24 protein-coding genes, 3 tRNA genes and 2 pseudogenes are annotated in these 23,902 nt (G+C 42.1%); 10 read left to right on the top strand and 19 right to left on the bottom strand.

Annotated features, from left to right (window positions below; all coding sequences use genetic code 11):
• Positions 1-5 precede the first annotated feature (5 nt).
• Complete coding sequence (locus GWK48_RS01840) at positions 6-407, top strand: Zn-ribbon domain-containing OB-fold protein (protein ID WP_174629078.1); 402 nt, start codon at positions 6-8, stop codon at positions 405-407.
• Positions 400-1,635: a hydroxymethylglutaryl-CoA reductase (NADPH) gene (gene hmgA, locus GWK48_RS01845; protein ID WP_174629080.1), complete on the top strand. Its 1,236-nt coding sequence runs from the start codon at positions 400-402 to the stop codon at positions 1,633-1,635. Before GWK48_RS01840 ends, hmgA begins: the two co-directional genes overlap by 8 nt.
• Positions 1,636-1,697: 62 nt before the next feature.
• Here the strand turns inward: hmgA and GWK48_RS01850 are convergent.
• Positions 1,698-2,083, bottom strand: a pseudogene (locus GWK48_RS01850) (zinc ribbon domain-containing protein); the annotation flags it as partial.
• A 108-nt stretch (positions 2,084-2,191) separates the two neighbouring features.
• On the opposite strand from GWK48_RS01850, the gene glyA reads away from it, so the two are divergent.
• On the top strand, positions 2,192-3,487 hold the full coding sequence (glyA, locus tag GWK48_RS01855; RefSeq protein ID WP_174629081.1) for a serine hydroxymethyltransferase: 1,296 nt from the start codon (positions 2,192-2,194) through the stop codon (positions 3,485-3,487).
• A 53-nt stretch (positions 3,488-3,540) separates the two neighbouring features.
• Here the strand turns inward: glyA and GWK48_RS01860 are convergent, their stop codons facing one another.
• From GWK48_RS01860 to GWK48_RS01875, 4 genes are read right to left on the bottom strand one after another with little or no spacing between them, the layout of a single operon-like run.
• Positions 3,541-3,948, bottom strand: a complete 408-nt coding sequence (locus GWK48_RS01860) for a universal stress protein (protein ID WP_174629083.1) — start codon at positions 3,946-3,948, stop codon at positions 3,541-3,543.
• Between the two features lie 9 nt (positions 3,949-3,957).
• On the bottom strand, positions 3,958-4,980 hold the full coding sequence (locus tag GWK48_RS01865; RefSeq protein ID WP_174629085.1) for a phosphorylating glyceraldehyde-3-phosphate dehydrogenase: 1,023 nt from the start codon (positions 4,978-4,980) through the stop codon (positions 3,958-3,960).
• The gene (locus GWK48_RS01870) at positions 4,977-6,218 is read right to left on the bottom strand and encodes a phosphoglycerate kinase (RefSeq protein WP_174632424.1); all 1,242 of its coding nucleotides are present in this window, start codon (positions 6,216-6,218) and stop codon (positions 4,977-4,979) included. The genes GWK48_RS01865 and GWK48_RS01870 overlap by 4 nt, the downstream gene beginning before the upstream one ends.
• A 41-nt stretch (positions 6,219-6,259) precedes the next feature.
• A complete protein-coding gene (locus GWK48_RS01875; RefSeq protein ID WP_174629087.1) occupies positions 6,260-7,006 on the bottom strand; it encodes a hypothetical protein in 747 nt (248 codons plus the stop codon).
• Positions 7,007-7,068: 62 nt separating this feature from the next.
• On the opposite strand from GWK48_RS01875, the gene GWK48_RS01880 reads away from it, so the two are divergent.
• Positions 7,069-7,144 (top strand) — tRNA-Gln (locus GWK48_RS01880).
• A gap of 69 nt (positions 7,145-7,213) precedes the next feature.
• Here the strand turns inward: GWK48_RS01880 and GWK48_RS01885 are convergent.
• Positions 7,214-8,360: pseudogene (locus GWK48_RS01885) on the bottom strand (RNA-guided endonuclease TnpB family protein).
• 199 nt (positions 8,361-8,559) lie between these two features.
• Between GWK48_RS01885 and ccr1 the strand changes: the two are divergent.
• Positions 8,560-8,697 carry an aCcr1 family cell cycle regulator gene (gene ccr1, locus GWK48_RS01890; RefSeq protein ID WP_174632426.1) on the top strand — a complete coding sequence of 46 codons (138 nt, stop codon included), beginning with the start codon at positions 8,560-8,562 and terminating at the stop codon, positions 8,695-8,697.
• Here ccr1 and GWK48_RS01895 read toward each other — a convergent pair.
• The 10 genes from GWK48_RS01895 to gcvT form a co-directional block, all read right to left on the bottom strand.
• Positions 8,679-8,767 (bottom strand) — tRNA-Thr (locus tag GWK48_RS01895). The genes ccr1 and GWK48_RS01895 overlap by 19 nt on opposite strands.
• A 109-nt stretch (positions 8,768-8,876) precedes the next feature.
• Positions 8,877-8,963: transfer RNA gene (locus tag GWK48_RS01900), tRNA-Met, on the bottom strand.
• 183 nt (positions 8,964-9,146) lie between these two features.
• The gene (locus GWK48_RS01905) at positions 9,147-10,283 is read right to left on the bottom strand and encodes a SufB/SufD family protein (protein WP_174629090.1); all 1,137 of its coding nucleotides are present in this window, start codon (positions 10,281-10,283) and stop codon (positions 9,147-9,149) included.
• Positions 10,284-11,723, bottom strand: a complete 1,440-nt coding sequence (gene sufB, locus GWK48_RS01910) for a Fe-S cluster assembly protein SufB (protein ID WP_174632428.1) — start codon at positions 11,721-11,723, stop codon at positions 10,284-10,286. It abuts the gene before it with no gap.
• Between the two features lie 98 nt (positions 11,724-11,821).
• Positions 11,822-12,568, bottom strand: coding sequence for a Fe-S cluster assembly ATPase SufC (gene sufC, locus GWK48_RS01915; protein ID WP_174629092.1), 747 nt, complete (start codon positions 12,566-12,568; stop codon positions 11,822-11,824).
• Between the two features lie 30 nt (positions 12,569-12,598).
• A complete protein-coding gene (locus GWK48_RS01920) occupies positions 12,599-13,588 on the bottom strand; it encodes an AbrB/MazE/SpoVT family DNA-binding domain-containing protein (protein ID WP_174632429.1) in 990 nt (329 codons plus the stop codon).
• A 297-nt stretch (positions 13,589-13,885) separates the two neighbouring features.
• On the bottom strand, positions 13,886-14,197 hold the full coding sequence (locus GWK48_RS01925; protein ID WP_246263871.1) for a hypothetical protein: 312 nt from the start codon (positions 14,195-14,197) through the stop codon (positions 13,886-13,888).
• 68 nt (positions 14,198-14,265) lie between these two features.
• Entirely contained in the window at positions 14,266-15,027 is a 762-nt protein-coding gene (locus tag GWK48_RS01930) for a proteasome assembly chaperone family protein (RefSeq protein ID WP_174629096.1), read from the bottom strand.
• Positions 15,020-15,427: a glycine cleavage system protein GcvH gene (gene gcvH, locus GWK48_RS01935; RefSeq protein WP_174629098.1), complete on the bottom strand. Its 408-nt coding sequence runs from the start codon at positions 15,425-15,427 to the stop codon at positions 15,020-15,022. The genes GWK48_RS01930 and gcvH overlap by 8 nt, the downstream gene beginning before the upstream one ends.
• A 10-nt stretch (positions 15,428-15,437) precedes the next feature.
• The gene (gene gcvT, locus GWK48_RS01940; protein WP_174629100.1) at positions 15,438-16,481 is read right to left on the bottom strand and encodes a glycine cleavage system aminomethyltransferase GcvT; all 1,044 of its coding nucleotides are present in this window, start codon (positions 16,479-16,481) and stop codon (positions 15,438-15,440) included.
• A gap of 44 nt (positions 16,482-16,525) precedes the next feature.
• Between gcvT and gcvPA the strand changes: the two genes are divergently transcribed.
• Both gcvPA and gcvPB read left to right on the top strand, forming a co-directional pair.
• Positions 16,526-17,869, top strand: coding sequence for an aminomethyl-transferring glycine dehydrogenase subunit GcvPA (gene gcvPA / locus GWK48_RS01945; RefSeq protein ID WP_174629102.1), 1,344 nt, complete (start codon positions 16,526-16,528; stop codon positions 17,867-17,869).
• Positions 17,870-19,348 carry an aminomethyl-transferring glycine dehydrogenase subunit GcvPB gene (gene gcvPB / locus GWK48_RS01950; RefSeq protein ID WP_174629104.1) on the top strand — a complete coding sequence of 493 codons (1,479 nt, stop codon included), beginning with the start codon at positions 17,870-17,872 and terminating at the stop codon, positions 19,346-19,348. It begins immediately after the preceding gene.
• 254 nt (positions 19,349-19,602) lie between these two features.
• On the opposite strand, the gene GWK48_RS01955 is transcribed toward gcvPB, so the two are convergent.
• Together GWK48_RS01955 and GWK48_RS01960 are read right to left on the bottom strand one after the other, a co-directional pair.
• Positions 19,603-20,031, bottom strand: a complete 429-nt coding sequence (locus GWK48_RS01955; RefSeq protein WP_174629106.1) for a signal peptidase I — start codon at positions 20,029-20,031, stop codon at positions 19,603-19,605.
• Complete coding sequence (locus tag GWK48_RS01960; protein WP_174629108.1) at positions 20,012-20,341, bottom strand: chromatin protein Cren7; 330 nt, start codon at positions 20,339-20,341, stop codon at positions 20,012-20,014. Before GWK48_RS01960 ends, GWK48_RS01955 begins: the two co-directional genes overlap by 20 nt.
• 347 nt (positions 20,342-20,688) lie before the next feature.
• On the opposite strand from GWK48_RS01960, the gene eno reads away from it, so the two are divergent.
• Entirely contained in the window at positions 20,689-21,939 is a 1,251-nt protein-coding gene (gene eno / locus GWK48_RS01965) for a phosphopyruvate hydratase (RefSeq protein ID WP_174629110.1), read from the top strand.
• Between the two features lies 1 nt (position 21,940).
• Here eno and GWK48_RS01970 read toward each other — a convergent pair whose 3' ends face one another.
• Positions 21,941-22,189, bottom strand: a complete 249-nt coding sequence (locus tag GWK48_RS01970) for a hypothetical protein (RefSeq protein WP_174629112.1) — start codon at positions 22,187-22,189, stop codon at positions 21,941-21,943.
• 171 nt (positions 22,190-22,360) lie between these two features.
• Here GWK48_RS01970 and cdvA point away from each other — a divergent pair, with 171 nt between their 5' ends.
• Complete coding sequence (gene cdvA / locus GWK48_RS01975) at positions 22,361-23,080, top strand: cell division protein CdvA (protein WP_174629113.1); 720 nt, start codon at positions 22,361-22,363, stop codon at positions 23,078-23,080.
• Between the two features lie 18 nt (positions 23,081-23,098).
• Positions 23,099-23,896, top strand: coding sequence for a cell division protein CdvB (cdvB, locus tag GWK48_RS01980; protein ID WP_174629115.1), 798 nt, complete (start codon positions 23,099-23,101; stop codon positions 23,894-23,896).
• The last annotated feature ends 6 nt before the right edge of the window (positions 23,897-23,902 follow it).

Below are 23,902 nucleotides of genomic sequence, written 5' to 3' on the forward strand. Positions count from 1 at the left end.
AAGTTATGAGAATCCTTCCTCCTAAGATTTGGAGAAACAAAGATACTCACTACGCTCTCTCAGCTTCCGTGTGTGAGAAATGCGGGAATGTAATATTCCCTGCAAGGGCTTCATGTAATAAATGCGGTTCCTTCAAGGTTAAATTAGTGAAATTAAGTGGTAAAGGCACTCTTCTCTCATTCACCAAGTCTCACCAAATTAGAACAGGTTACGAGAAGGAATCCCCCGTTTACTTTGGACTAATAAGATTAGATGAAGGTATAGAGATTCTAGCCCCCCTAGTTGACGTGGATGACGATCCTAAGGACGGGTCAAGGGTAGAGGCCACGATCAGAAGACTCAGGGTTGACTCTAGTAACGGGCTAATAGAGTATGGGACTAAGTTTAGGCTGATTGAAAATGAGTAATCGAATAGAGGACGTTGTCGACAAGATAGTTAAGGGTGAAGTTGAACTTCACAAAATAGATGAAATTTTAGATGCTAACGCCGCTATGGTCGCAAGAAGACTAGCGATCGAAAGGCTTACTGGAAATGGGCTTCCAAGTATAGGATCTACAATTATTGACTATTATGATATAAAAAATAAGAATGCAGAGAACGTGATAGGTGCAACTCAAATACCCCTAGGAGTAGCAGGACCCATTCTAATTGACGGGGATTACGCTAAGGGTAACTTTTTCGTACCTCTTGCTACTACCGAGGGAGCGCTCATAGCCAGCGTTAATAGGGGTATGAAAGTTTTACGAAAAGCAGGTCCTGTGAGAACCAAGATAGTAAGAGATGGTATGACTAGGGCCCCAGTATTCGTGTTAGATAGTGTAGTGGGCGCAATGAAGTTCATAGAATGGGTTAATCAGAACTTTGAGGCAATACGTAATGTTACAGAATCTACCTCGAAGCATGGGAAGCTAAAGAAAATAGAGCCTCTTCTCTTAGGCAATAACGTTTGGCTTAGGTTTGAATTTGAAACAGGAGATGCCATGGGAATGAATATGGTTACTATAGCTACGGAAGCCGCTTGCTCCTATATCGAACAAAATTTTGAGGGTGCTAGATGCGTTGCCGTCAGCGGAAATGCTTGTAGTGATAAAAAGCAATCTATGGTAAACGAGTTGTGGGGTAGGGGAAAAACCGTAGTAGCTGAAACAATAATATCATCAGAAATATTAAAAAAAGAACTGAGGACGACTGCGGAGAAAATACTGGATGTTAACTTAAGAAAAAACTGGTTAGGCGGAGCCAGAGCAGGGACTATTTTCCAATACAACGCTCACTTTGCCAACATTATAGCGGCTATATTTATCGCCACTGGACAAGACGTGGCCCAAGTTGTGGAGAGTAGTACAGGGTTCACGTGGGTTGAAAACAGAGGAGATAATTTATACATCTCCGTCACGTTACCCTCGCTTGAAGTGGGGACTGTAGGTGGGGGGACTAGACTACCAACTCAAAGGGAAGCTCTATCAATAATGGGAGTACAGGGAAGTGGAAATCCTCCAGGAAGCAACGCGAAAAAGTTTGCCGAAATAATTGCCGCCGCGGTGTTAGCTGGAGAACTCAACTTACTATCTGCCCTTTCCACGAGAGAGTTGGGAAAAGCACATAAGATGCTAGGAAGAGGAATTAAAACTTAAAGGTTCTTAACCAATAACTGTCCTCAGATCAAACAAATTTAGAAGTTTTTATCTATAACAAATTATTGAACTAGCTGACTTCCTCCCCACCATAAAAGGTGAGGGTTACCTCTTCGATTCTTGTTTACATCCCTCATTTTAGGGGCAGTCGAGAGGAAAGGAACCATACAAGTTCATGACTGCGACTACGTCGCGGCCGTTTTCATAACCGCATGACAGCTGTAGTACCTATTAGCGACCTCTTTCATCTCTTTCCCACACTTAGGACATGAAGTAGAGGAGTAGTGAGGGTCTACGTACACAACTCTTAGTCCGTGTTTTTACCTGCCTCTCTATCCAGCACTGTAAACGACGATACTGCATGAGATACAGTCTATCCTAAACTCTTTTGGCAGCTTTTTTACATTCTGATCATATTGTTTAAATCTTCTAAAAAGATTGCTGAAACGTTAAATGAAATAGGCTTTCCTCAAAGTTGTAACGCTTTATTTCTTTATAGTTGAAAACACAAAAGCCCTCATAAAGACTTAATTTATGGTCTGGGCAATATGGGAATATGGATGTTCAAAAAGATTTAGAAAAAGTGATTGAACTAACAAGGGAGCAGAACAAATGGAGAAGAGTGGAGGCCATAAATCTCATTGCGTCTGAAAATGTAATGAGTCCATTAGCTGAGTCGCTCTACATGAGCGATTTTATGTCGAGGTATGCTGAAGGTAAACCCTACAAAAGGTTTTACCAGGGTACCAAATACGTTGATGAAATTGAAGTTTTAGCCATGAATTTAATGAACGAAATCACCGGAAGTAAGTTCTCTGATCTCAGACCAACGAGCGGCACTTTAGCTAATGCAGCAGTTTTTAGAATCCTTGCAGAGCCTGGAGATAAGGCCTTAATAGCTCCAGTTCAAGCCGGTGCCCACGTCAGTCACACTAAATTTGGTACTTTAGGCGCTCTTGGGATAGAGCACATAGAGATGCCTTATGACAAGGAAAACATGAATGTTGACGTGGATAAGGCAGTAAAAATGATAGAGGAAGTAAAGCCTAAATTTGTTGTACTTGGAGGAAGCCTTTACCTATTTCCCCATCCTACTAAGGAGTTGGCTCCCCATGTTCATTCCGTAGGAGCTAAATTGGTATATGACGCTGCCCACGTCTACGGGCTTATGGTAGGGAAGGTATGGAGCAATCCCCTAGATGAGGGTGCAGACTTCTTGAACGTATCTACACACAAAACTTTTCCTGGCCCGCAGGGTGGAGCTATATTTTCTAACGACGAGAATGAGTTCAAGAAGGTCTCAAGGACCATCTTCCCGTGGTTCGTGAGCAACCATCACTTACACAGATTACCTTCCACTGCCATTACTGCATTGGAAATGAAAGTCCACGGGCAAGAATATGCTGCTCAGATAGTTAGGAACTCAAAGGCCTTAGCCGAAAGCTTAGCGTCCCTTGGGTTTAATGTGATAGGGGAACACTTAGGCTATACCAAGAGTCATCAAGTAGCCGTGGATGTGAGGAAACTTGGTGGGGGAACGTTTGTTGCCAAGACATTGGAAAGCGCTAACATAATCGTGAACAAGAACCTTCTTCCTTACGACCCACCTGAAGCAGTAAATGACCCAAGCGGGATAAGGATTGGAGTGCAGGAGATGACCAGATACGGAATGAAGGAAGGTGAGATGGAGGAAATAGCAACGTTGATGAAACAAATATTAATGGAAAAGAAAGATATTCAGGAAATAAAGAGAAAGGTCATTGAATTAAGATCCAGATTCTTGGAAGTAAAATTCGCGCTCAACTACGACCTATCCAAATATAACTCCAAGGTCATTCCGATGATAATGTGATAAAACTCTTTTCTTTTTATAAAATTTGACCTCAAGATCCCATAGATTCTGCTTCATCTGACAACAATAACAGTCACCGGTGCGTTGACTACCACTGAAAGTGCATTGGAACCTGTATTAATGTCACTATTTGTCGTGTTTCCTCTAGCTCCCATTATTACAGCGTCAAAGACACCCTCGGATAGAACCTTTAGAATTTCATTGGATATACTACTATCCCTAGATATCTCAGCCGATCTAAACTCATAGTCGATTCTATCCTCAATTTTCTCCTTCACTAACTTTTGCAAAGTCTCCTTATCGTTACATCTATCGCAAGCGTAAAATATTGTAACTCTAGAACCATACCTTAAACTAAAGTCAATTGCCAACTCCAACGCCCTCATACTGTTCTCTGAGCCGTCTATAGGGACTAAGATCTTTCTGAACCACATGCTCACCGTATAGGTTGGAGAACCCATCTTAGTCACCTACACCAGATATCCTTTCCTTATTCCCATTGCTGTGTTAGTAACTTCCATTGACTTCAAGCCTTCCTTAAACCCGGATACCGCTCTTATGGCGTCTATGTTTTCAGGAACTACTATGGACTCTTGATGAACCGCATACATTAAGAACGCTTCATTTCCCTTCACTGATACGGAGTCCTCAAAAACGACTAACTCGTACAGATCGTTCCTGTTTCTACCCATATCTCTAGCTACCTCTATAATCTCCGCTGTTGATCCGACCTTGGATTTCCCGCTCACCAACAATATTCTTGGTGTATTCATCAGCGCATTGAGTATGTCCTCCCTCGAGACTTGAGATGACAATGTGATGTCCAGCAAATGAACGTGCATCAGTGTCGTGGGCGCTACTACTGCCATTGTAACTATGTCCAAATCCTTAATTACTGTGTTGACGTCTTTGGCGTGATGACTGGGGATTGAAGCTGGATCTGGAACTAGAGAGTTAATTGGTCCTTTCTTTGTTTCCTTGGGATCTGCTGCCCTCCTTACGATAGTAGCTCTAACCTTTTGTAGCCTACTCACTTTATTAATTGTGCATAGAGTTCTGAGCAAACCCGTAGTGTTGCACGAAACCACTCTGACAAATTGTTTACCTAAGGCCTCATCGTAATTACATAAGGCTGAGAACGAGACTTCTGCTACGTTAGATTTTTCTCCGCCTTGAAATAAGGCCTTCTTACCCATCGAGGAGTAAACCTGCTTGTACTGAGCACCTACACCGTTGGGGGTCGCATCCACTATCACATCCGCTTCCTTAAACATTTCATCTAATGTTCCTTTGATCTTAATTCCTGCCTCCTCAAATTCCTTAAGCGAGTCATTGGTAACGTAAATGTTTAACCCTGCTTTCTGAGCCTGATACGCTTCAAAATTTGGGGATGTTTTCGAAACTCCAATCAGACTCATGTCTGGCTGAAGCGTTACGGCACTGGCAACTCTCTTCCCTATTGTCCCGTATCCATTTACCGCAACTTTAATCATTTCTTTAACACCTCTCTAGCGGAAATGTCTAAAGCTTCTAATGCTGGCAGCTTCTCCCCAGCAAGAAATAGGAGAAGGGCTCCTCCTCCTGTAGATACGTGCATTTTTGAACTACTAACGTTCACATCTCCGCCTAAAAGACTAATCATATGTCCGCCTCCTATTATCAAATAACCTGGACTCTCCATGGAGTTCCTAAGGAGGATCTTACTTGACTCTCTAAACCTCTCATCTTCAATTATCCCCATGGGCCCTCTCATGACTATAGTTTTAGCATCTCTGATAAAGGAGGAGTAAATCCCAACAGTGGCTGAACCTATATCCTTTATTACACCGTTAACCTTGTTTGCAGGTTCCTCATACACCTTCCCTTCTCTCTCCACCTTGAAATCCACAGGTATTTCCACCGGTGCCCCTGAGAGCAGTAACTTTCTTGCCCTGGTAACGAGGCCAAGGACACCAACCTTTTCTAGTACCTGAAGGTTTTCCTTCCCTAAATCTAACCCTTTAGCAACAGCAAATAGCTCAGCTATGAGCCCTCCCGTGAGTATTCTGTCGGCAAGCCTCCTCTTAACTAGGTTCTCTATTATCCTTAGGCTGTCCAGTACCTTTCCTCCCCCCATTATGAAAATCTTTGGAGAGTCTTCTTCGTTGAAAACCTTCGCTAGCGCAGAAACCTCCCTCTCCATGACTCTTCCAGCGCTAGATCTAAGGACCAGAGGGAAACCTACCAAGCTGGCTTGGCTCCTATGGGAAGTTGCGAAAGCGTCGTTGACGTAGCCCTGAAATAGTGGGGAAAGCCTTTTAACAAGAAAACTCCTTGAATGTTGAAGGGGGGACGCCTCTATTAGCTCCTCTGACACAAACCTTATGTTATCCAAAAGAATAACAGACCCACTTTTCATGTTCTTTATTCTCTCTCTAGCATATGGACCCATCACGTCGTCCACAAATTCGACTTCCAAATCCAAATACTTTTGAAGCAGTCTAGAATGCTCGCTAAGATCAGTGAAATCATTATCTCCAGGTCTTCCCTGATGCGATATTAACACGACGCTATTCCCTTTATTTACCAGCTCTCTTATTGTATCCACGTGAGCTCTAATTCTAGAATCATCTAACAATTTCCCGTTCTTGACGTCCACAGGGGAGTTTATATCAACTCTTACCATTACTTTACTATTTGTGAAATTAAGATCATCAAGAGTAGGAATATTCAACTCATTTACCTTTATCAGACTAAATCCCCTTAGACATTTTGAATGGTGGAATTAAAATTTTAGCAGGATGGGTATACGGTCAGAAAATTGTCCCAGAGTAGAGGAATTAGATACTCCTTCTTAAGGTTGAGTAGAACGACCTCCAATTCTAGCGAGTTGGAGCTTGTAGTTTTGGTCTTGACCCTAAGCCCTAACATGTCATCCAAAAAATAAGAGAAGGATTGCTTGACTCTAAAGTGATCCAAAGTAAACTTTCTGCAGTTAAACACTAACCTCATCATCCTTGAGTCAACCAAATCCGATTCCACTGAACAAGGGTCATTCTCTGCTCCTATCAATGTGTTGAAGAGTCGATCCGGTGAGTATGGTATCTGGGAGCTCGAAACGCCTAGCGGAGGAACTAGAAGCTTCACTTCTCTGTTTCCAGTTTTAATCCTTTTTAAAAACAAATTAAAATTAAAGAACAGAAAAATATCATTACATAACCTAAGCTTCACTGTCCTTATCTCTCCGAGATTTCCCAGATCGTCAAAGGATTTCCTCAAGGAATCCTGGAAGGAATTTTCGGATAAATTCTGCGACGTCTCAACCATTCCCTTTATACTAAAGAGCCCTGGGATAGAGCTATCCTTTCCGAACTGAAGGATATAAATCTGGTTTTTCTTAGACCCAGACCTGGAAAGCGACTTGGATATAACTTCTGTGAGGAACGAAAGATCTTTATTGGCAGTAACTAACGCCCATTCGCCCAGCTTATCCCTCTCAAATTTAGGCTTATCCTTGTTTCTAAAGAAACCCCATGGCATTCAGTAAGATATGGGCACACAATAATAAAAACTTTAAAACCTTGATCATTAACATGAAACCTAGCCGGGTAGTCTAGCGGCCAAGGATCCAGGGCTCTGGCCCCTGGGACCCCGGTTCGAATCCGGGCCCGGCTACCATATTTTATAGTGTATTAGAAAACCAGGATAAGCTAATCTGACTTCCTCCCCGCTTGGCGAGGGTTCCCCTCATCGATTCGGGTTTACATCTCTCATGTGGGGGGCAGTCGAGAGGCTCAGAGAACCCCTCCCATAGAGGTTCATAACCGCAATGACGTCACGGTCATTCTCATAACCACAGGGACAGTGGAAGTATCTATATCCCACTTCCTCCATCTCTTTCCCACACTTAGGACACGAAGTAGAGGAATAATGAGGGTCAACGTAGATGACTTTAAGCCCATGTTTCTTAGCCTGCCACTCAATCCAGTACTGTACTCTACGGTACTGCATGAGATAGAGTTTATCTCTGAACTGTGTCGGTAGCCTTTTTATCCTCTTTATGAGGTTGTTGAGGTCTTCGAGGAAGATAGCAGAGACGTTGAACAAGTTTGCTACGTCCACAACCCACTTCCCCACCTTTTTTGCGGTGTCCTCTAAGACGTTCCTAGCCTTCCTGTGGTATGACCTTATCCTGTTGAGGACCCTTTTGTTCTCTTTTGACCTTCTTTCATACTTCTTATGAGGGGACTCAGCTAATGACTTGTAGTGGTGGGCGTCCTCTAGTCTGGTCGGGATCCTAACGTATTGTTTATCATCTTTACCTACAACGAGTTCAGACATGTTAATGTCCACGGCTACACCGACCTTCGCTTCTGGTTCCTTCCAGTCCTTCAGGAATGAGACTTTTAGGTACGCCTTACCGTCCCTCAACAGCAACCTAGCTTCCTTTACTTCCCAGCCCTTATACTCTGGCAGGTTCCTAGGGTACCCCGAGATCGGTAGCTCACCTACCCCTGTTATCCTCACTGTCATCTTGTTGAAATTGACGGAGTAGGATAGGACTGGCGTTAACCAGACAGAGACGTTACGTACCCTAGGGTACCTACCACGTCTAGGGTTGTTCAACCAACCTTTGTACTTTGCGATTGCGTCCTTATAACAGTCTATAGCAACCTTGGACGGCAGTCCAAACTTTTCCCTTAGCACTTCATAAGTACCCTTATGTGTCTCCTTCAACAACTTCTTTGGCTTGTTCTCTCTTAAACATCCTAAAACGAAACGAAGACCTCTCTCATAACCTAGATACAAGGTTGAGCAGAGGGGCGGTGGGGGAAATCTTCATAGAGAGCGTGGCTCTGATTTCTTTCCCACTCTTTTTAGCCCTCCTGCCCATAAATATAGGCATGAAAAAGGGTTTATATACCCTCATCCCCCACCCTAAAGGGCGAGGCTTTCCGTATTTTGTAAAAACCCCACCATATTCTTTCACTGCCCAAAGTTAATTAACAAATTAGTTTCGGTAATGTCCCTGTACCTATACAATTGGAAAGACCAAACTTAAATTAAGGGGATCAAACCGTATTACTGATAGTATGAGGGTCGTTACGTTTAAGGCAGAGGAAGACTTACTCCTTAAACTAGACCTCTATGCAGCTAACAAAAGGATAGCTAGGAGTGAAATAATAAGAGATGCATTAAAGAAGTATCTAGAAGCCGCTGGCGGGATTTGAACCCGCGACCGCCGGCTAGCTTGGTATCCCTTACAAGGCCGGCGCTCTGGCCAGGCTGAGCTACAGCGGCATAATATTTCCTTAATTCGGATCCCATTAAAAGCTAACGCGCGTAACTCACCATTTATATCCCCAGAAAGCTATGAACCCACTCTTTTACAGCGCTTCGAGTTAATTCGTGCCGCCGCGGGGATTTGAACCCCGGACGACCGGATTTCCCCAATCCGTATGAGTCCGGCGCTCTGGCCAGGCTGAGCTACGGCGGCACTTAACTTTCGTTTACTGTAACCTAAAAATTTTCCTCATTAATATGACGTTAGACTGCCTTAATATCATTGGTTGTTTTTAATCATCTTATAACTAAGGAAAGAATGGCCGTCTTGAGGAAAAACTGAGAAATAAAAACATAAAACACTAAATATAATGACTTTTTTGGGAAAAACTCAAAATTAATATCCCATTTTAGATATGGCATCTTCGACTAGAGTTCTGATAATCTGGTTATCATTATCATCAGAAAGGAAACCACGAATGATTAGACCTTCCGCACTCCTTTTGTCTAAACCTCTGTTTTCAAGGTAAAAGATAAGATCCTCGCTAACCTTTGAGGCCGACGCAGAGTGTTTAGCTGTGACTATCTTGCCCGTTTTCACTTCGAGCATTGGAGCCACAACAGCTTTGGAGTCGTCACCAATTATTAAAGCCTTACCAAGTATGGTAGTTGAAGAATCTAGAGCACTCTCCTCTATAACCGCGTCTCCTCTTATCACGGTAAAGGAACTGCCTGAGGCTACCGCCTTAAGAACACCGTTACTAACGCTCTTCTTACCCCTATGATTTACGTTTGCCAGTATATTCACCTTATTATCTCCTATTCCGAGAGCTTTTGCGTTAAAGTTGGCCAACGCTTCTTCCTCTAAGTTCACATGATACTCGGTATGCCCAAGAGATTGACCTACAGAGAAAATGGACGAATTTATTTCCCCCTCAACCCTGGCCTTTGCGTAAACAAAACCGAAGGAATTACGACTCGAGTTCACAATGGAAAATGACAATGATGAACCTTTAGGTACGTCAAGGGAAATGGCCGAGCTGGGCATAGCTACTTCAGAGGCGTCAGAATAATATATTACCTCCATACTTTCTCCCTCTGGGACTGTAACGTCAATAGAGACGGGACAGAAGTTGTTTCCCTTACAACTATTAAAGACCAGATACTTACCTCCTTTATTGAGCGAAATCTTCCTGGCCAGAGAAAGAGTAAGAGCGACCAGCTTATGATCTTCAGGCTTAACTAGTCCACATTTTACTGAGTCCGACGGTTGAAAATCCAGAGGAATGTTATTATCAAATACGAAAGTAGTATAACCCTCCAATGGAACCTTAACGTTACCGAGAGGATTTTGATTGACGTTAAGGTTTAACCCCTCAAAGATAGACCATTCCGTATAATGCTTTATGGTAGGAGAATCACTGACTACCTGATAGGGTAAGGCTAGATATTTTTGAAAAATATCTTCTCTCTCAGATTTAAACCCTAGACTAGACATATACTTTAGGGCATTATCGTGATCCACGATCGGCATTCAAGCCACTGCTCCAAGCTTGTCAAGCTCCAGTTTAATAACCTTGTTGAGCATGGTAGCGTACTCAAATGGAAGTTCTTTCATGATCTCGTCTATGAAGCCTAGGACAAGCATTGAGGTAGCCTCCTTCTCACCAATACCTCTGTTCATCAGATAGAACAGCTGATCTTCGCTCATCCTAAAGGTATGTGCCTCGTGGGCTACATCCGCATCGTCTTCGAGTACCTGATTATGTGGGAAAGTGTAGGCCTTAGTTTTCTCATCGAGCATAAGGGAGTCGCACTTTACGAAAGCCTTTGATCCCTTAGCGCCCTTATTCACCTTAATTAGACCCCTATAGATGTTTACCCCACCGCCAAAACCTATGTTCTTGTTCACAATCTTGCTCCTGGTGCCTGGGGCTGCATGAATCATTTTAGATCCGCTATCCTTCCATTCTCCCTCACCAGAGGCTAATGTCACTACTAAACTAGTGGAACTGGCGTTCTTTCCCCTTAGTATAGTAGTGGGGTACACAAAACTATACCTGGAACCTAGGGAGCCCTCGACCCACTCTATATTAGCGTTCTCGTCGGCCCAAGCTCTCTTATTATTGAAATTAATCACATTCTTGCTCCAATTTTGTATAGTAGTAAACTTTATCTTAGCGTTTCTTTTTGCATATAACTCTACCATCCCATCATGAAATGAATATTTCTTAAGCTGAGGCGCACTGCATCCCTCAATGAAGTGTAAGGACGAACCTTCATCTGCCACAACCAATGTATGCTCAAACTGCCCCTCCATTTCAGTACCTATAATGAAGAACCCTTCTACTGGGGTAGTAATTCTGACGCCTTTCGGAACATATACGAACACTCCTCCACTCCAAAGAGCCCCGTGAAGCGCTGCGAACTTGTGGTCAGACGCAGGAAAAATCTTCATGAAGTAATCCTTGAACACGTCGGGGTACTTTCTCATTGCGTCTTCTGGAGGCATCATTACCACGCCTTTCTTGACTAGCTCTTCCTTTACATTGGAGTATATTGGCTCAGACTCAAACACTGCTACTAGCCCGCCTAAATACTTCTTTTCGGACTCAGGTATTCCCAAAACGTCATAGTAGTTTCTTATCTCCTTAGGGATCTGATCCCAGTTATCAGTTTGGTCAACGTCAGGTTTAACGTATAACTCTAAATTGGATACATTAAGTGAACCCAAAACATCTGGAAGCCAATTGGGAGTAGGAATCTTTTCGAAGAGTTCCAACGATTTTAATCTAAGCCTCAACATCCACTCTGGCTCTTTCTTAATTTTAGATATCTCTTCTATGGTGCTTCTCGTTAGGCCCGATTCCACAATCCTCCTGTGGAACTCATTCTGATTTAGCTTCTCGTACTTTGCCTCGATGGATGCGTTCAAAATCTCATTCATATCTAGCGATAGTTTCTCTTCAGTCATCTTTCTTACCATCTTTAACTGTGTTAAAGAACAGCTATAAGCCTTTCTATTATATCTCACTAAGTATATTAAGCAAAATGAAAATTAAAGTTATAAAATCAGTTAAATGATTTAACTACTCCATCGTATCCCTTTTCGTCTATGAGCTTAGCTAGATCCATACTGCCGCTTGCCACTATATTTCCTCTATAAAGGACGTGAACCCTATCTGCATTGACGTAGTCTAAAATCCTTCTGTAATGGGTTATAATTATATATCCCGTGTTGGTTTCGGTTTTTAATTTTTTAATAGCATCAGAGATTATCCTGAGACCATCCACATCCACCCCAGAGTCCGGTTCATCCAATATGGCGAATTTAGGTTTTAGTAAGAGCATTTGAAGTATCTCGGTCCTCTTCTTTTCGCCCCCACTGAAGCCCTCAAATACTCCCCTATTGAGCAAAGTTTCGTTAAGACCAACTGCTTTACTCATTTCTCTCACATTAGTTATTATTTCTGTAACAGACTTGTTTGATCCAGACAAACGATTATATTCAGCAACAAGGAGTGTGGAGAGCTTAACTCCTCCTATCTCTATTGGATTCTGAAATGCTAGGAATAACCCTCTCTTCACCTTCTCGTCAGTTTCCAAGTTAGTAATATCTTCACCGTCTAAGATGATTGAACCTTTAGTTATCTTATATTTTGGGTGGCCCATAAGGGCAAGGGAAAGAGTAGTCTTACCGCTTCCATTAGGACCCATAAGGGCGTGGATTTCACCGCTCTTAACCTCAAAGGAAACCCCTCTAAGGACTTCCTTACCCTCGACCTCGACATGGAGATTTTCAACCTTTAATGTGGACATTATTATCACCACTTATTTATTTCTTTAACATTAGGTTAAGTTTCTTTCTATCCAAGGCATATCCTCCAGGAAAAGGGTACAGGATGAGTTCTCCAGGGCGCTCTCTAGAAAATCTACAATCTGATTTAAGTACTCAATAAGCAGAACAGTGTTAGATCCGTTGAGATGCGCTAGATCGCTTCTCGAGTCTCTAATGAGATTTAGACCATTTAGTACTCTCTTAGTGCTAGGGAAGAGAACAGTCATCACTACTTCATCTAATAAGTCGTTTACTCTTTTCAAGACGTTCCTAACTATTTCAGTTTCTTTCTCATTCAACTGGTAAGATTTAACTAATTCCACGACTCTGTCAACTAACTTACCTACATTCAGGAGAGCTGTAGAGTTTATTACTATAAGAGAATTCTTGGTCATGTTCTTTGCGGTTTCATATTTACTGCCCATTATTCTCCTCATTAACATATAGTAAAGTCTTTTCAGATCCTCATGATTTACTGAGCTATCCTTTGGTGTTTCTCTAGATATTACTGCTATGGCCTCATCGACTCTTTTGGCAACAGTATTGAGCATCCTTCTAAGTAACGACTCTACGCCCACCTTCTCGGTATCCAGCAAACATTCTACTTTCACTCTGGTCTCTGAAGCCTCAGTGACCTCTATGCCAACCATTTGTTTCGTAACCTGCACAATGTCCTCTACGTCCTTGGGAAGTATAGACTTCCTTGACTCCAAGACAATTTCGTCGTAACCCAAGGAGTAGAGACAGGGAATTATACCAGGGACTGGTTGCTTCAATGAGTCTATATCGATCCTTATGGATCTGTGACTAGCTTCCATCTTTATTTTCTCGGCGACCAGCTTTAAGGAACCGTCATTTGATAGTTCTATGAGGATCTTATCCCCAGGTTTCACGTTCCACTTGTTTATCCATTTTTTTGGAAGTGTAATAAATAACGAAGACGAACCTAGTTTCTGAACCTTCCTGGTCTCTATGTCCTTAGTATTGTTGAGCTCTTCCAATCTGATCCCTTTGTAAGTTATCTTAAACACTGTTTATAAACATATTGCAACTTGTTTCTAAGTCTTTTAAAAGCAGACTTATTATGCTTTTAAATGAAGCTCCGCCTCCCGTGTATGGATCACTAAAATTATCTTAAGAAAATTTTTAGGCCTTCTTAGAATTTTAAGATCGTGTTGACTAACTTGAGTTACCTTTTTACTTATTGAAGATTAAAATTTACTGCACAATGGTTCAAGATTCAATATAAGAGTCATATATATTATTTTAAAAATAAAATATAGAAAAATAGATTAATGCTAAGAGTTTGATGTCTGGAATCTTAGTATAACCCTTCCCTTGATCCTACTAACTTGGACATCAGGATTCTGAAATTCGGCTGGTAAAGGAATGAGTAACCTATACTTGTATCCCCTGGAATCTGTACAGGAGAAGTGGAGAACCTTTTCGCTTACCTTTATGTAGACCGTCTCGCTTCTTAGATACGGAACGTCTATGACGTAGATAGTATCCTTCCCTTTGGCATATCTTGTGTAGAGTGGCGTAAGAAAGTTCTGATCCTCCATTACTCTCCTTATTTGTTTAGACATTGACTCTACTATTTGTTCCATTTCTTCCATCTCAGACTCTATGACCTTTCTAACCATCTCTTCTAAACTCTTGTAAACAGGCATGTCTTTCACGCGTAAGACATTGGTTTACCTGAAGAGTAACTTGGGAGTTCCTTTTTAGTCTGTTCCATTAAACCTCTTATCCTAGACCTTATTTCCTCGGCTTCCTGAAGAAGACCGCTAACATCGACTTTAAAACCCAAATAACTGCTAATGATCTCAAGGGCAACAGCAGAGGCTTCTGGATCAGGAATGTCTAAGAATGATTCTACAACTATTGCCAAATTTCTGATCTTCGTCTTTGAGCTCTCGTACAGGATGGGCGCATATGGTCCAGAAATATATCCCTGCGCAAACTTTTGCACATTAGATAAACCGTTCAGGCTCTCAGCCATATCCTTCGAATTGGCTATCCAGTAAGCACTGGGCTTCTCCAAATCAAGCCTATTGGGAACTGGAAGACCAGTGATCGATATTATTTCTTGAATGCCGTACCTCGAGGCGTAATCTGTCACGAGTTTTGCCAAGGGGTAGGCAGCGTTTGCAGGGAGTGCTGTCCATGCATGAAGCACTATTAGGTTTATCCCCTTTCCATAGTACAGCCTCAAAGGGGACTTGGCTACCCCGTCATCCACATGAAGTATGGGAGGTAAGTATTTTCTAGAGAATATCTGCCCGAATTCCTCAACTATTCCCTTGGAAATGAGGAACTCGGTGACTATTTCACCCACCAGTCCAGCATCTGGGATTCCTATTAACATGTACGCTGGCTTCCTTAGTTCTGGAATGTACCTCTCTTCGATGTCAAAATTTTCATCCATTTTAATCACCCTTTACTCTCTCTGTATACATGTCAGGAGTGAGCAGCTTTTTAGTTTCCTCTTTGTTTGATAGTTTAATCTTGAATAGCCAACCATTACCGTATGGATCCTTGTTTATTAATTCGGGGCTTGAAATGAGATTCTCATTCACTTCTACAATTTCACCACTCAGTGGGGTATATATATCTGCAGCCGCTTTCACGGATTCCACCACAGCCACGACTTCTCCTGAAGATACCTTCTGACCCTTCTTCGGTAAGTCCACCCCGACTATGTCCCTCAGCTTCTTCTGCGCATAGTCTGTTATCCCCACAGTTGCATTGTCTTCCTCTATCTTTATCCACTCATCGGTCTCAGTGTAAAGTAGGTCGTTCCTAAGTACGTATTTCCCGACCTTAAATTCGGTCATTCCAAAGACCTCACTTTAATAGTGGGAAGTCCGATAATTTAATATTATAATCTCTTCCCCTAATTTCAACGTCCGCGTTTCCTCCAAGGAGAAAGTGCCTTGAGTTTACGTAACCCATTCCTATAACTCTCGAGAGAAATGGGGAGTAACTAGAACTGGTGACTTTACCTATTTCCTCTCCCATTATCTTGATTCTAGTACCGTTCCTGGGAATTACCCTCAAGTTCTTGGGGAGTTTAATGCCTATCCTTAATTTATCTACTCCACTTTTCAATATCTCTACAAGAGCCTGTTTTCCAATAAATTCCTTTTCAAGCGAGTAAACCCAATACCTGGCTTCCACTGGGTTTACTTCCTCTCCTATGTCCTCCCCATACAACACGAAACCCATCTCTTGCCTCAGACTGTCCCTAGCCATAAGCCCTGCAGGTTTCACTCCTTTCGATACTAGCTTATTTAGGATCACCTCTGCCGCTTCTGGCTTAGCCCAAAACTCGACTCCGTCCTCTCCTGTCCATCCAGAACGGCTCAAAAGAAAGACTTCCTGTCCCTCAAAATTCACATTAAGTTTAAATTGCAGAGGTTGCAGGTTTGGTTTTTCTATGTAGTCCCAGACTTTCTTTCCTTGGATTGCTATCATTACCAGACCAAACGTCAAGTCCTCTACGTCTAAACTGGAGTTTTTCCTTATCCATGAGATTACCTTTTCCCTGTTTATCGCATTAGTAACCACGAGGAATTCAGATTCCGACACCTTGTAAGTCATGACGTCATCTATAAAACCAGCTTTGTCACTAAGAAACGCAGTTGGCCCAATCATCGAATACTGCGGGGCATCCGCCACCTTTTTCGCAACTAGATTTTCAATTTCCTCAATTTTTCCCTTTATTTTTAACCTTCCCATGTGAGAGAGGTCGAAAAAAGCTGACTCTGTCCTCACTGCCAGGTGCTCCTCTTGATAAGAAGAATAAGACATTGGCATTTTCCATCCTGCGAACTCACCAAGGCTGGAGTTTAACTTTTCCTCAAAGTTAACTAGTGGTGTACAAAACATTCATAACCGCCTTCTATTATTCATAGTTTGCTGAATGAGTTTAAATGAACATGCATCCCTGGCTTCCAAATCTATCCAGAGTTCAAGAGATGTTGAAAGCAATAGGGGTTGACAAAGTAGAGGACCTTTTTAAAGACGTGCCCGAGGATCTTGTTCTAAAGGAGGATCTAAAAATTGGATATGGTAAGCCTCTATCAGAGGAAGAAATTAGAGAAAGGCTTGAACAAATAAGTAACAACAACGCCAAGTTAAGATACCCGCCTTTTCTAGGTGGAGGTGCATATCCTCACTCTGTCCCATCTGCAGTGAAGTTCATTATTAGTAGATCGGAGTTCTACACAGCATACACACCGTATCAACCTGAGGCTAACCAAGGATTACTCCAGGCTCTCTTTGAATATCAGAGCCTTATGGCGGAGCTGCTGGACATGGAGGTAGTGAACTCCTCGCACTACGATTGGGGAAGTAGTCTAAGTGAGGCAGTGCTCATGGGAAACAGAATTAACGGTAGGAGAAAGGTTCTTGTCCCTGAATCTATAAATCCGCTACATGAAGAGGTATTGAGAACATGGATAAGCGGAAAGGGGATAGAATTAGTGAAAATACCCATGCGAAATGACGGTAAACTAAACCTCGAGTTTCTCTCGTCCATTAACCCGGACGAGATATCCTCGATATATGTGCAACAGCCTAATTTCTACGGTGTAATGGAAACTGAGCTGGAATACGTCACGGAATGGGCCAAAAAACATAACGTAATTTCCATCATGGGTGTGAGTCCCATCTTATTGAGTATAACCAAAAGCCCAGGAGAGTTAGGATTCGATATAGCAGTAGGGGACGGACAGGAGCTGGGAGTTCCGCTAAACTTCGGCGGACCATACAACGGTATTATTGCCACCAGAATGGAAATGAAGCTCGTAAGGCAGATGCCAGGTCGCATAGTCGGCATGACTCAGGACACCACAGGAAGGAGAGGCTTCACCCTGATCCTACAGACTAGAGAGCAGTTCGCAAGACGGGAGAAGGCTACCTCAAATATAACAACCAATGAAGCCCTCGTAGCTATTATTAATGCGGTGTACATTTCTTTGCTGGGAAAAAATGGATTGAAGGAACTTGCCATTGAGATATACAAGAGATCTCACTACGCAGTTGAAAGTATGGAGAAAGCCGATCTGGGCTACAGGAAATGGGATTCGGATTTCTTCGAGGAATTTACCTTCTCTTTTAAGGCGAATTATCCCAAGATTTACAGAGCACTTCTGAAAAAAGGAATTCATGGTGGACTAATAATAGGAGATAGGGACGCCCTATTCTGCGTAACTGAAGTACATTCTAAAAGGGCTATAGATGACTTGATAAATTCAATTAAGGAGGTCATGTAAATGTGGAAGCAGGCTTATTGGGACGAACCCCTCATAACCGAATACAAAGGTAAGGGTAAGCAGGGGTTTCTTATACCTAAAGAAGAAATAGACTTAGATGTAAGGATACCTGAAGAAATAAAACGGGGTAAAGAACCTGAGCTTCCTGAGGTATCGGAACCAGAGGTGGTAAGACACTTCATAAGACTGTCTCAAATGAGCTTCGGGGTTGACCTTGGAATGATGCCTCTTGGATCTTGTACAATGAAGTATAACCCAAAAATAGAGGAGGAAGCCGCAAGGATTACGGAAAACGTTCACCCGTTACAGGATGAGGAAACCGTACAAGGAAACCTAGAGACGATTTATGAAATGCAAAGGTGGCTCTCAGAAGCCACTGGCATGGATGAGTGTACATTACAAGTTCCTGCAGGATCAGCAGGGGAACTAAGTGGTGTCCTGATGATGATGAAATACCATAAAGATTTGGACAGGCAAAGAAGAGAGGTCTTGGTCGCGGACACCGCCCACGGAACCAACCCAGCAAGTGCAGCTATGGCTAATTTTGAGGTTGTATATGTTAAATCCAACAAAGAAGGGCTCGTGGACATGGAGATCTTCAGGACTTTAATTAACGATAAGGTAGCAGGCTTTATGATCACTAATCCAAATACTCTAGGACTTTTCGAGGAGAATATCAAGGAAATTGCAGGCTTGGTACATTCCATAGACGGAGTACTTTACTATGATGGAGCTAACTTGAACGGAATTTTGGGGGTGGTGAGACCTGGAGACATGGGTTTTGATATTGTCCATCTGAACCTACATAAGACCTTTGGCGTTCCCCACGGAGGAGGAGGCCCTGGTGCTGGTGCTACATGCGCCAAAGGAAAAATGGTTGACTACCTACCCTACCCAGTTATTAAGAAGACCGACAAGTACACCATGACCAAGCCCCCAAAAACCATAGGTAAAATTTCAGTGTTCCACGGAAACTTCGGAAATGTCATGAGATCATATGCTTACATCTTAGGGCTCGGGAATGCCGTTTCCTTAATAGGTAAGATGAGCACATTAGCTACTAACTATCTGATAGCTAAGCTAAGAGACGTAAGGGGACTAGAGTTAATTGCTCCTCATAGGTTCAGGAAACACGAAGTTGTGTTTAGCGCCAAGAAAGTTTCAGAAGAAACAGGAATAACTGCCTTCGATATAGCTAAGGCATTACTGGATAGAGGCTTCTACGCTCCCACAATCTATTTCCCGCCTAACATTGAAGAGGCCTTAATGATAGAGCCCACGGAGACCGAGACCATAGAGACCATAGATGACTTCGCTAACGCTCTGAAGGAGATTATAGAAAAGGCCTACTCAGATCCCTCTTCAATATCTTCTGCACCTAAACAAACGTCTGTATCAAGATTAGATCAAGTTAAAGCGAATCATCCCAGCACATTAGCTCCCTCCTTCAAGGTGCTTAAGACACGAGGAAAAACCTAAAGAAATTATAAGTTGCTTTATTATCTCTAAGGTTAATTTATACTATTGAAAGGCGTCTATCGCGCTTCCCATTAATTTTAGAGCCTCTAATATAAATTGGATGTAATTAATTCTTTTTAGAATAACTAAGTAGTTATACCGAATGACGTTTAAGATCCTGCCAGACCTCTATCAGAGCTCTCCATACGAATTCTTTAGAAACAAAAGTATATTGAAAATATAAAGAAATTCTATTCCTTACTTTCAATAGCCATTTATTTGGCTAGAGATGATATCAAGATTGAAAGGTATCCTAGATAAGGTATGGAAATAACGTAATTGTTAACTTCTACCACTTTTCCAATGACATAGTTAGCTGGTACCCCTGGGGCAGGCTCTAGTCCTATCTCGTTGTCTGGTTGAGGATTAGAGATCTTATCTACGCCTTGCGTAACGTAAAATTCACCGTCCACCCTTACCACTCTATGTATCACATATGTATGTAACTGCGGTGATTTGTAAATTATTATTGAATGGTATTGAATATTTGATGGAGATTCATAAAAAGTCATTGCTCCGTTTTGGAATATCGGGTACATAGAAACTCCCTCGACGCTGGCAGAACTGATTAGATTGGAGTAAAACACTATGTAAATTAGCGCTATAAGAAGAATTATGGCGATGTCACTCTTCTTCATCTTCATCTAAATCCCCTAAATCAAGCTCTATAACTTCGCCTTCTTCCTGTTTCTCTGCTCCCTTTTCTCCGCCTATCTTCTTTACACCTTTCTTCCCCTCAACCTCTACGTCAGAGCCACCGGCCCTGATTTTGGATACAACTGTGCGCCATCTGTGGCCACATTTGGAGCATTCGTAGGATCCCATTACCGTGATAGTTATTCTACCGTACGCGTCAGGCAAAGGAGATACAAGGTTCCAAGTCTTTATTGGCTTTTCTGCTTTAGTTCCACAGTTGGGACAAATATCTGGATCACTTTGTTTCCTCTTTGGCATGTCAGATTATATGATAGGTGAAAGTTTAAAAAATAGTATCGTTATAACAAAGGCACTAAAGAACAATAACCCGTTATATATATATTTATAGTTTCTTTTTATGATAAGAATATATCCAATTAGATTTAGAATAACTATCAACGACGACAGATAATAGGATGATATTAAATACGGATAGGAGGCCAGGAAAGGTGCGGTAACCCACGTTATCGTAAACGCAACACTGTTACTTATTTTACCCTTTAGCAACCTATAGTACAATGGAGATATAATTCCATAGAATAGGAATAAAATTGTAGGCACCATAAACATTTTAGCCTAGTTGTAGTCTAACACAACGAATTAAAATGCTGAACGGATTTTCCATAGCTAGAATACAAGGGATTGAAATAATCGATTCTAGAGGAAACCCCACTGTCAGGGCTAAGGTCACATTAGAATCTGGCATTAAGGCTACAGGAGACGCCCCTTCGGGAGCTTCCAAAGGTACAAGGGAAGCCGTTGAAATTAGGGATCCCAACGGTTCAGTCAGGGGCGCTCTAAACTCAATAAACTATTACATTTCTCCGGCCCTAACAGGTGTCGACTCAAGGAACCAATCTTACGCTGACAATATGATGATAGAACTAGATGGGACGGAGAACAAGGCTAGACTTGGAGCCAACGCTACCATTTCTACGTCCATAGCCATAGCGAAGGCTGCAGCCAAAGCCATGGACGTAGAGATTTTTACATATATAGGTGGCGCAGGTCCACACTACATTCCAGTACCCTTACTTAATATACTAAATGGGGGGCTTCATGCAGGGAACATGCTCAAAATTCAAGAATTCATTATCGTACCTGTAGGGTTCGACACATTTAAGGAAGCTTTGCTTGGCTCGATAGCTGTTTACAAAACGCTCAAAAATTTGGTAACTGAGAAGTACGGGAAAATTTACACTGCGTTGGGAGACGAAGGCGGGATATCTCCTCCACTTAGCGTAACGGAAGACGCTCTAGACCTAGTTTACACCGCGATCAAGAACTCCGGAATGGAAGGGAAGATAATGATTGGCATGGACGCGGCTGCTTCGGACTTTTACAACGAAAAGAAACAAATATATGAGATAGATAACGTAACAAAGACCACTCAACAACTCATGGACTTCTACGTAGATCTAGCCAATCGGTACCCCTTGGTTTATTTAGAAGATCCGTTCGAGGAAAATGACATAAAAAGCTTCTCTGAACTTCAGGGGAAGATTAAGGACGTTATCGTTACTGGCGACGACCTGTATACCACGAATATAAAGTACCTTAAAAGGGGAATGGAGCTAGGAGCCACCAAAGGTGTAATAGTGAAGCCTAACCAGATCGGTACCCTTACCGAAACTATAGAGTTTCTCAATCTAGCCAAGGAGAATTCCATTAAGACTGTTGTAAGCCATAGAAGTGGAGAAACGGAGGACGGGTTCATCGCGGATCTGGCGGTAGGACTCAACAGCAACTTCATTAAAACTGGTGCCCCGTCAAGAGGAGAGAGGACGTCTAAATACAATAGAATTCTAGAAATAGAAGAAGAGTATAGCTTGAAATATCGTGGAAATAAATATTAATTTATGGTAAGATTATTCCTATCACTACCATGAATACTGCAATCAATAGCAATGCCAATATGAACTGCTTAGTGGTTAAATTGGGTACAGCTTTAACTGCCTTAAAGAGCCCGTAAGCCATCCCACCCACAGCCACTATAAGCAATAGTATTAAGCCTGCTGCTACTAGGCTTATTGACAGCGGTTCCGCATTAAAGCCCAATGGATGGAATATATGTGTGGTTACGTTTAGGAGTGTCTGTAGTGTCATGTTCAAACTTCTTATTAGCTCGGGGAAACTTTATTTGAATTATTGCTCAATATTTTTGCGCCAATGATGATGGTTAAAAGCGCGTATTAGATGAAGATAGACCTGAGCTGAGGTGCACTAATGCTTTTAAACAGTTTGAGAGTTAGCTAATACTTTTGAGGAGTATTACCTATGTCTATATCGTTTGAGAACCTTACGAAATTCATAGGTCAGAAGGTCAAAGATGTTTATGGAAGAGAAGTTGGGTTTCTAGTTCACGTATATACTGAGGTCGATGGGACTGTTACTGGAGTGGAGGTAGCTTACGGAAACTCCTTTTCCACTATAGAACCCTCCAAGATCAACCTAAACAATGACGTACTTGTAGTTTTACCTGACTGGAAAGCTGAGTCTATGAAATCGATCTTACAGATGGAAAAAATAAGGAAAAGACAGAGAGCTTTAGAAGAACTATATAGCAAACAGGAAATACCTAAATCCTCTTATGATGAAATGAAAAGAAAATTAGATGCAGAAATGGTAAAAATAAGAGAGGACTACGCTAAAATAAAGAGCAAGCTAAAGAATAGGCTTAATGAGGTCGAGGATCAAATAGCTCACATTGATAGAGCAATGATAGCTGTTAAAATGAGTTACATAGCTGCTGAACTTGGCGAAACTGCATATAAGAACTCGATAGAGATCCTTAGGCAGGCTAAGGAGAGTTATACTGTGGAGAAGGACGATATAAGGAAGACCATGGAAAAGTTAGACCTAAGTGATAGGGATAGTGGTTTGGATATAAAAGGAGCTGGGCCCCTAACTAGCGGAGCTGAGCAGTTAGCCAAGTCGGATATACCAAGGGCGGAATTACCAACACCTATACCTGTAAAAGTCTTAAACACTCAGTGATGAACCTATTTATTTAGAATGAAGATAAGCTTACCAATTTTCACTTCTAGCAATAAGAAAAGGAAGGAGGACTTGTCCGCTAAGATAACGGAAGTTTCTTTGAAATTGAAGGATCAACAAGATAGGTTAGACGAAGCTCTAAGAAGATTGGAGGATAGAGATAAGGATCTGTTTGATAAGGCCGTTAGATCTCACATGAACGGGGAGTCTGCCAGGGCTACAATATACGCTCAGGAAATATCGGATATAAGGAAAATAATGAAAATAATCTATACCGCTAGGTTAGCCATAGAGAAGGTAAGACTGAAACTCGACACGGTTCACGAACTACAAGGCATCTCTTTGGTCCTGGCACCCGTAGGAAGGATATTAGAGAACTTGAAGGAACAGATAAGAGGAATAGCTCCAGAAGTGGCAATTTCTTTGGATTCCATTACAACTAGTGTTAACAGCATAGCTGTAGAGACCGGAACTACGGTGACAGACAGAAGCATAATACCTGCGACTGACGATGAAGCGAGGAAGATTCTGGACGAGGCCAGAAAAGCTGCAGAGGCAAAGATAAACGAGAGGTTACCAAAACTAGATTTACCACATCCCCCCACTGACCTTCCGTTCCCGCATCCTCCATCTGCCTCAGAGTTCAAGATAAAGGTCAACAAGATATCGGAAAATGAACTCTTGGACCATATCAAGAGAAGCGGCGGAGTTTTAGATGTTAACTCAATCTCAACCCAATACGGCGTGGACAAGGACGATGTGATTAATGTGTTGAATAGTTTAGCCAAGAAAGGGTTAATCGTTCTAGACGCGTGATCTACC

The sequence above is a fragment of the Metallosphaera tengchongensis genome, from assembly GCF_013343295.1.
In the GTDB taxonomy this organism is placed as follows: domain Archaea; phylum Thermoproteota; class Thermoprotei_A; order Sulfolobales; family Sulfolobaceae; genus Metallosphaera; species Metallosphaera tengchongensis.

Excerpts from the sequence above, each read along its gene's own strand:
- GWK48_RS01905 (WP_174629090.1), bottom strand. The coding sequence starts at position 10,283 with ATGCCGATCGTGGATCACGATAATGCCCTAAAGTATATGTCTAGTCTA.
- GWK48_RS01925 (WP_246263871.1), bottom strand. The coding sequence starts at position 14,197 with ATGGAACAAATAGTAGAGTCAATGTCTAAACAAATAAGGAGAGTAATG.
- GWK48_RS01865 (WP_174629085.1), bottom strand. The coding sequence starts at position 4,980 with ATGATTAAAGTTGCGGTAAATGGATACGGGACAATAGGGAAGAGAGTT.
- glyA (WP_174629081.1), top strand. The coding sequence starts at position 2,192 with ATGGATGTTCAAAAAGATTTAGAAAAAGTGATTGAACTAACAAGGGAG.
- gcvPB (WP_174629104.1), top strand. The coding sequence starts at position 17,870 with ATGTGGAAGCAGGCTTATTGGGACGAACCCCTCATAACCGAATACAAA.
- GWK48_RS01955 (WP_174629106.1), bottom strand. The coding sequence starts at position 20,031 with ATGAAGATGAAGAAGAGTGACATCGCCATAATTCTTCTTATAGCGCTA.
- GWK48_RS01970 (WP_174629112.1), bottom strand. The coding sequence starts at position 22,189 with ATGACACTACAGACACTCCTAAACGTAACCACACATATATTCCATCCA.
- ccr1 (WP_174632426.1), top strand. The coding sequence starts at position 8,560 with ATGAGGGTCGTTACGTTTAAGGCAGAGGAAGACTTACTCCTTAAACTA.
- hmgA (WP_174629080.1), top strand. The coding sequence starts at position 400 with ATGAGTAATCGAATAGAGGACGTTGTCGACAAGATAGTTAAGGGTGAA.
- sufB (WP_174632428.1), bottom strand. The coding sequence starts at position 11,723 with ATGACTGAAGAGAAACTATCGCTAGATATGAATGAGATTTTGAACGCA.
- cdvB (WP_174629115.1), top strand. The coding sequence starts at position 23,099 with ATGAAGATAAGCTTACCAATTTTCACTTCTAGCAATAAGAAAAGGAAG.
- gcvT (WP_174629100.1), bottom strand. The coding sequence starts at position 16,481 with ATGTTTTGTACACCACTAGTTAACTTTGAGGAAAAGTTAAACTCCAGC.
- GWK48_RS01960 (WP_174629108.1), bottom strand. The coding sequence starts at position 20,341 with ATGCCAAAGAGGAAACAAAGTGATCCAGATATTTGTCCCAACTGTGGA.
- sufC (WP_174629092.1), bottom strand. The coding sequence starts at position 12,568 with ATGTCCACATTAAAGGTTGAAAATCTCCATGTCGAGGTCGAGGGTAAG.
- eno (WP_174629110.1), top strand. The coding sequence starts at position 20,689 with ATGCTGAACGGATTTTCCATAGCTAGAATACAAGGGATTGAAATAATC.
- gcvH (WP_174629098.1), bottom strand. The coding sequence starts at position 15,427 with ATGACCGAATTTAAGGTCGGGAAATACGTACTTAGGAACGACCTACTT.
- cdvA (WP_174629113.1), top strand. The coding sequence starts at position 22,361 with ATGTCTATATCGTTTGAGAACCTTACGAAATTCATAGGTCAGAAGGTC.
- GWK48_RS01875 (WP_174629087.1), bottom strand. The coding sequence starts at position 7,006 with ATGCCATGGGGTTTCTTTAGAAACAAGGATAAGCCTAAATTTGAGAGG.
- GWK48_RS01840 (WP_174629078.1), top strand. The coding sequence starts at position 6 with ATGAGAATCCTTCCTCCTAAGATTTGGAGAAACAAAGATACTCACTAC.
- gcvPA (WP_174629102.1), top strand. The coding sequence starts at position 16,526 with ATGAACATGCATCCCTGGCTTCCAAATCTATCCAGAGTTCAAGAGATG.
- GWK48_RS01860 (WP_174629083.1), bottom strand. The coding sequence starts at position 3,948 with ATGGGTTCTCCAACCTATACGGTGAGCATGTGGTTCAGAAAGATCTTA.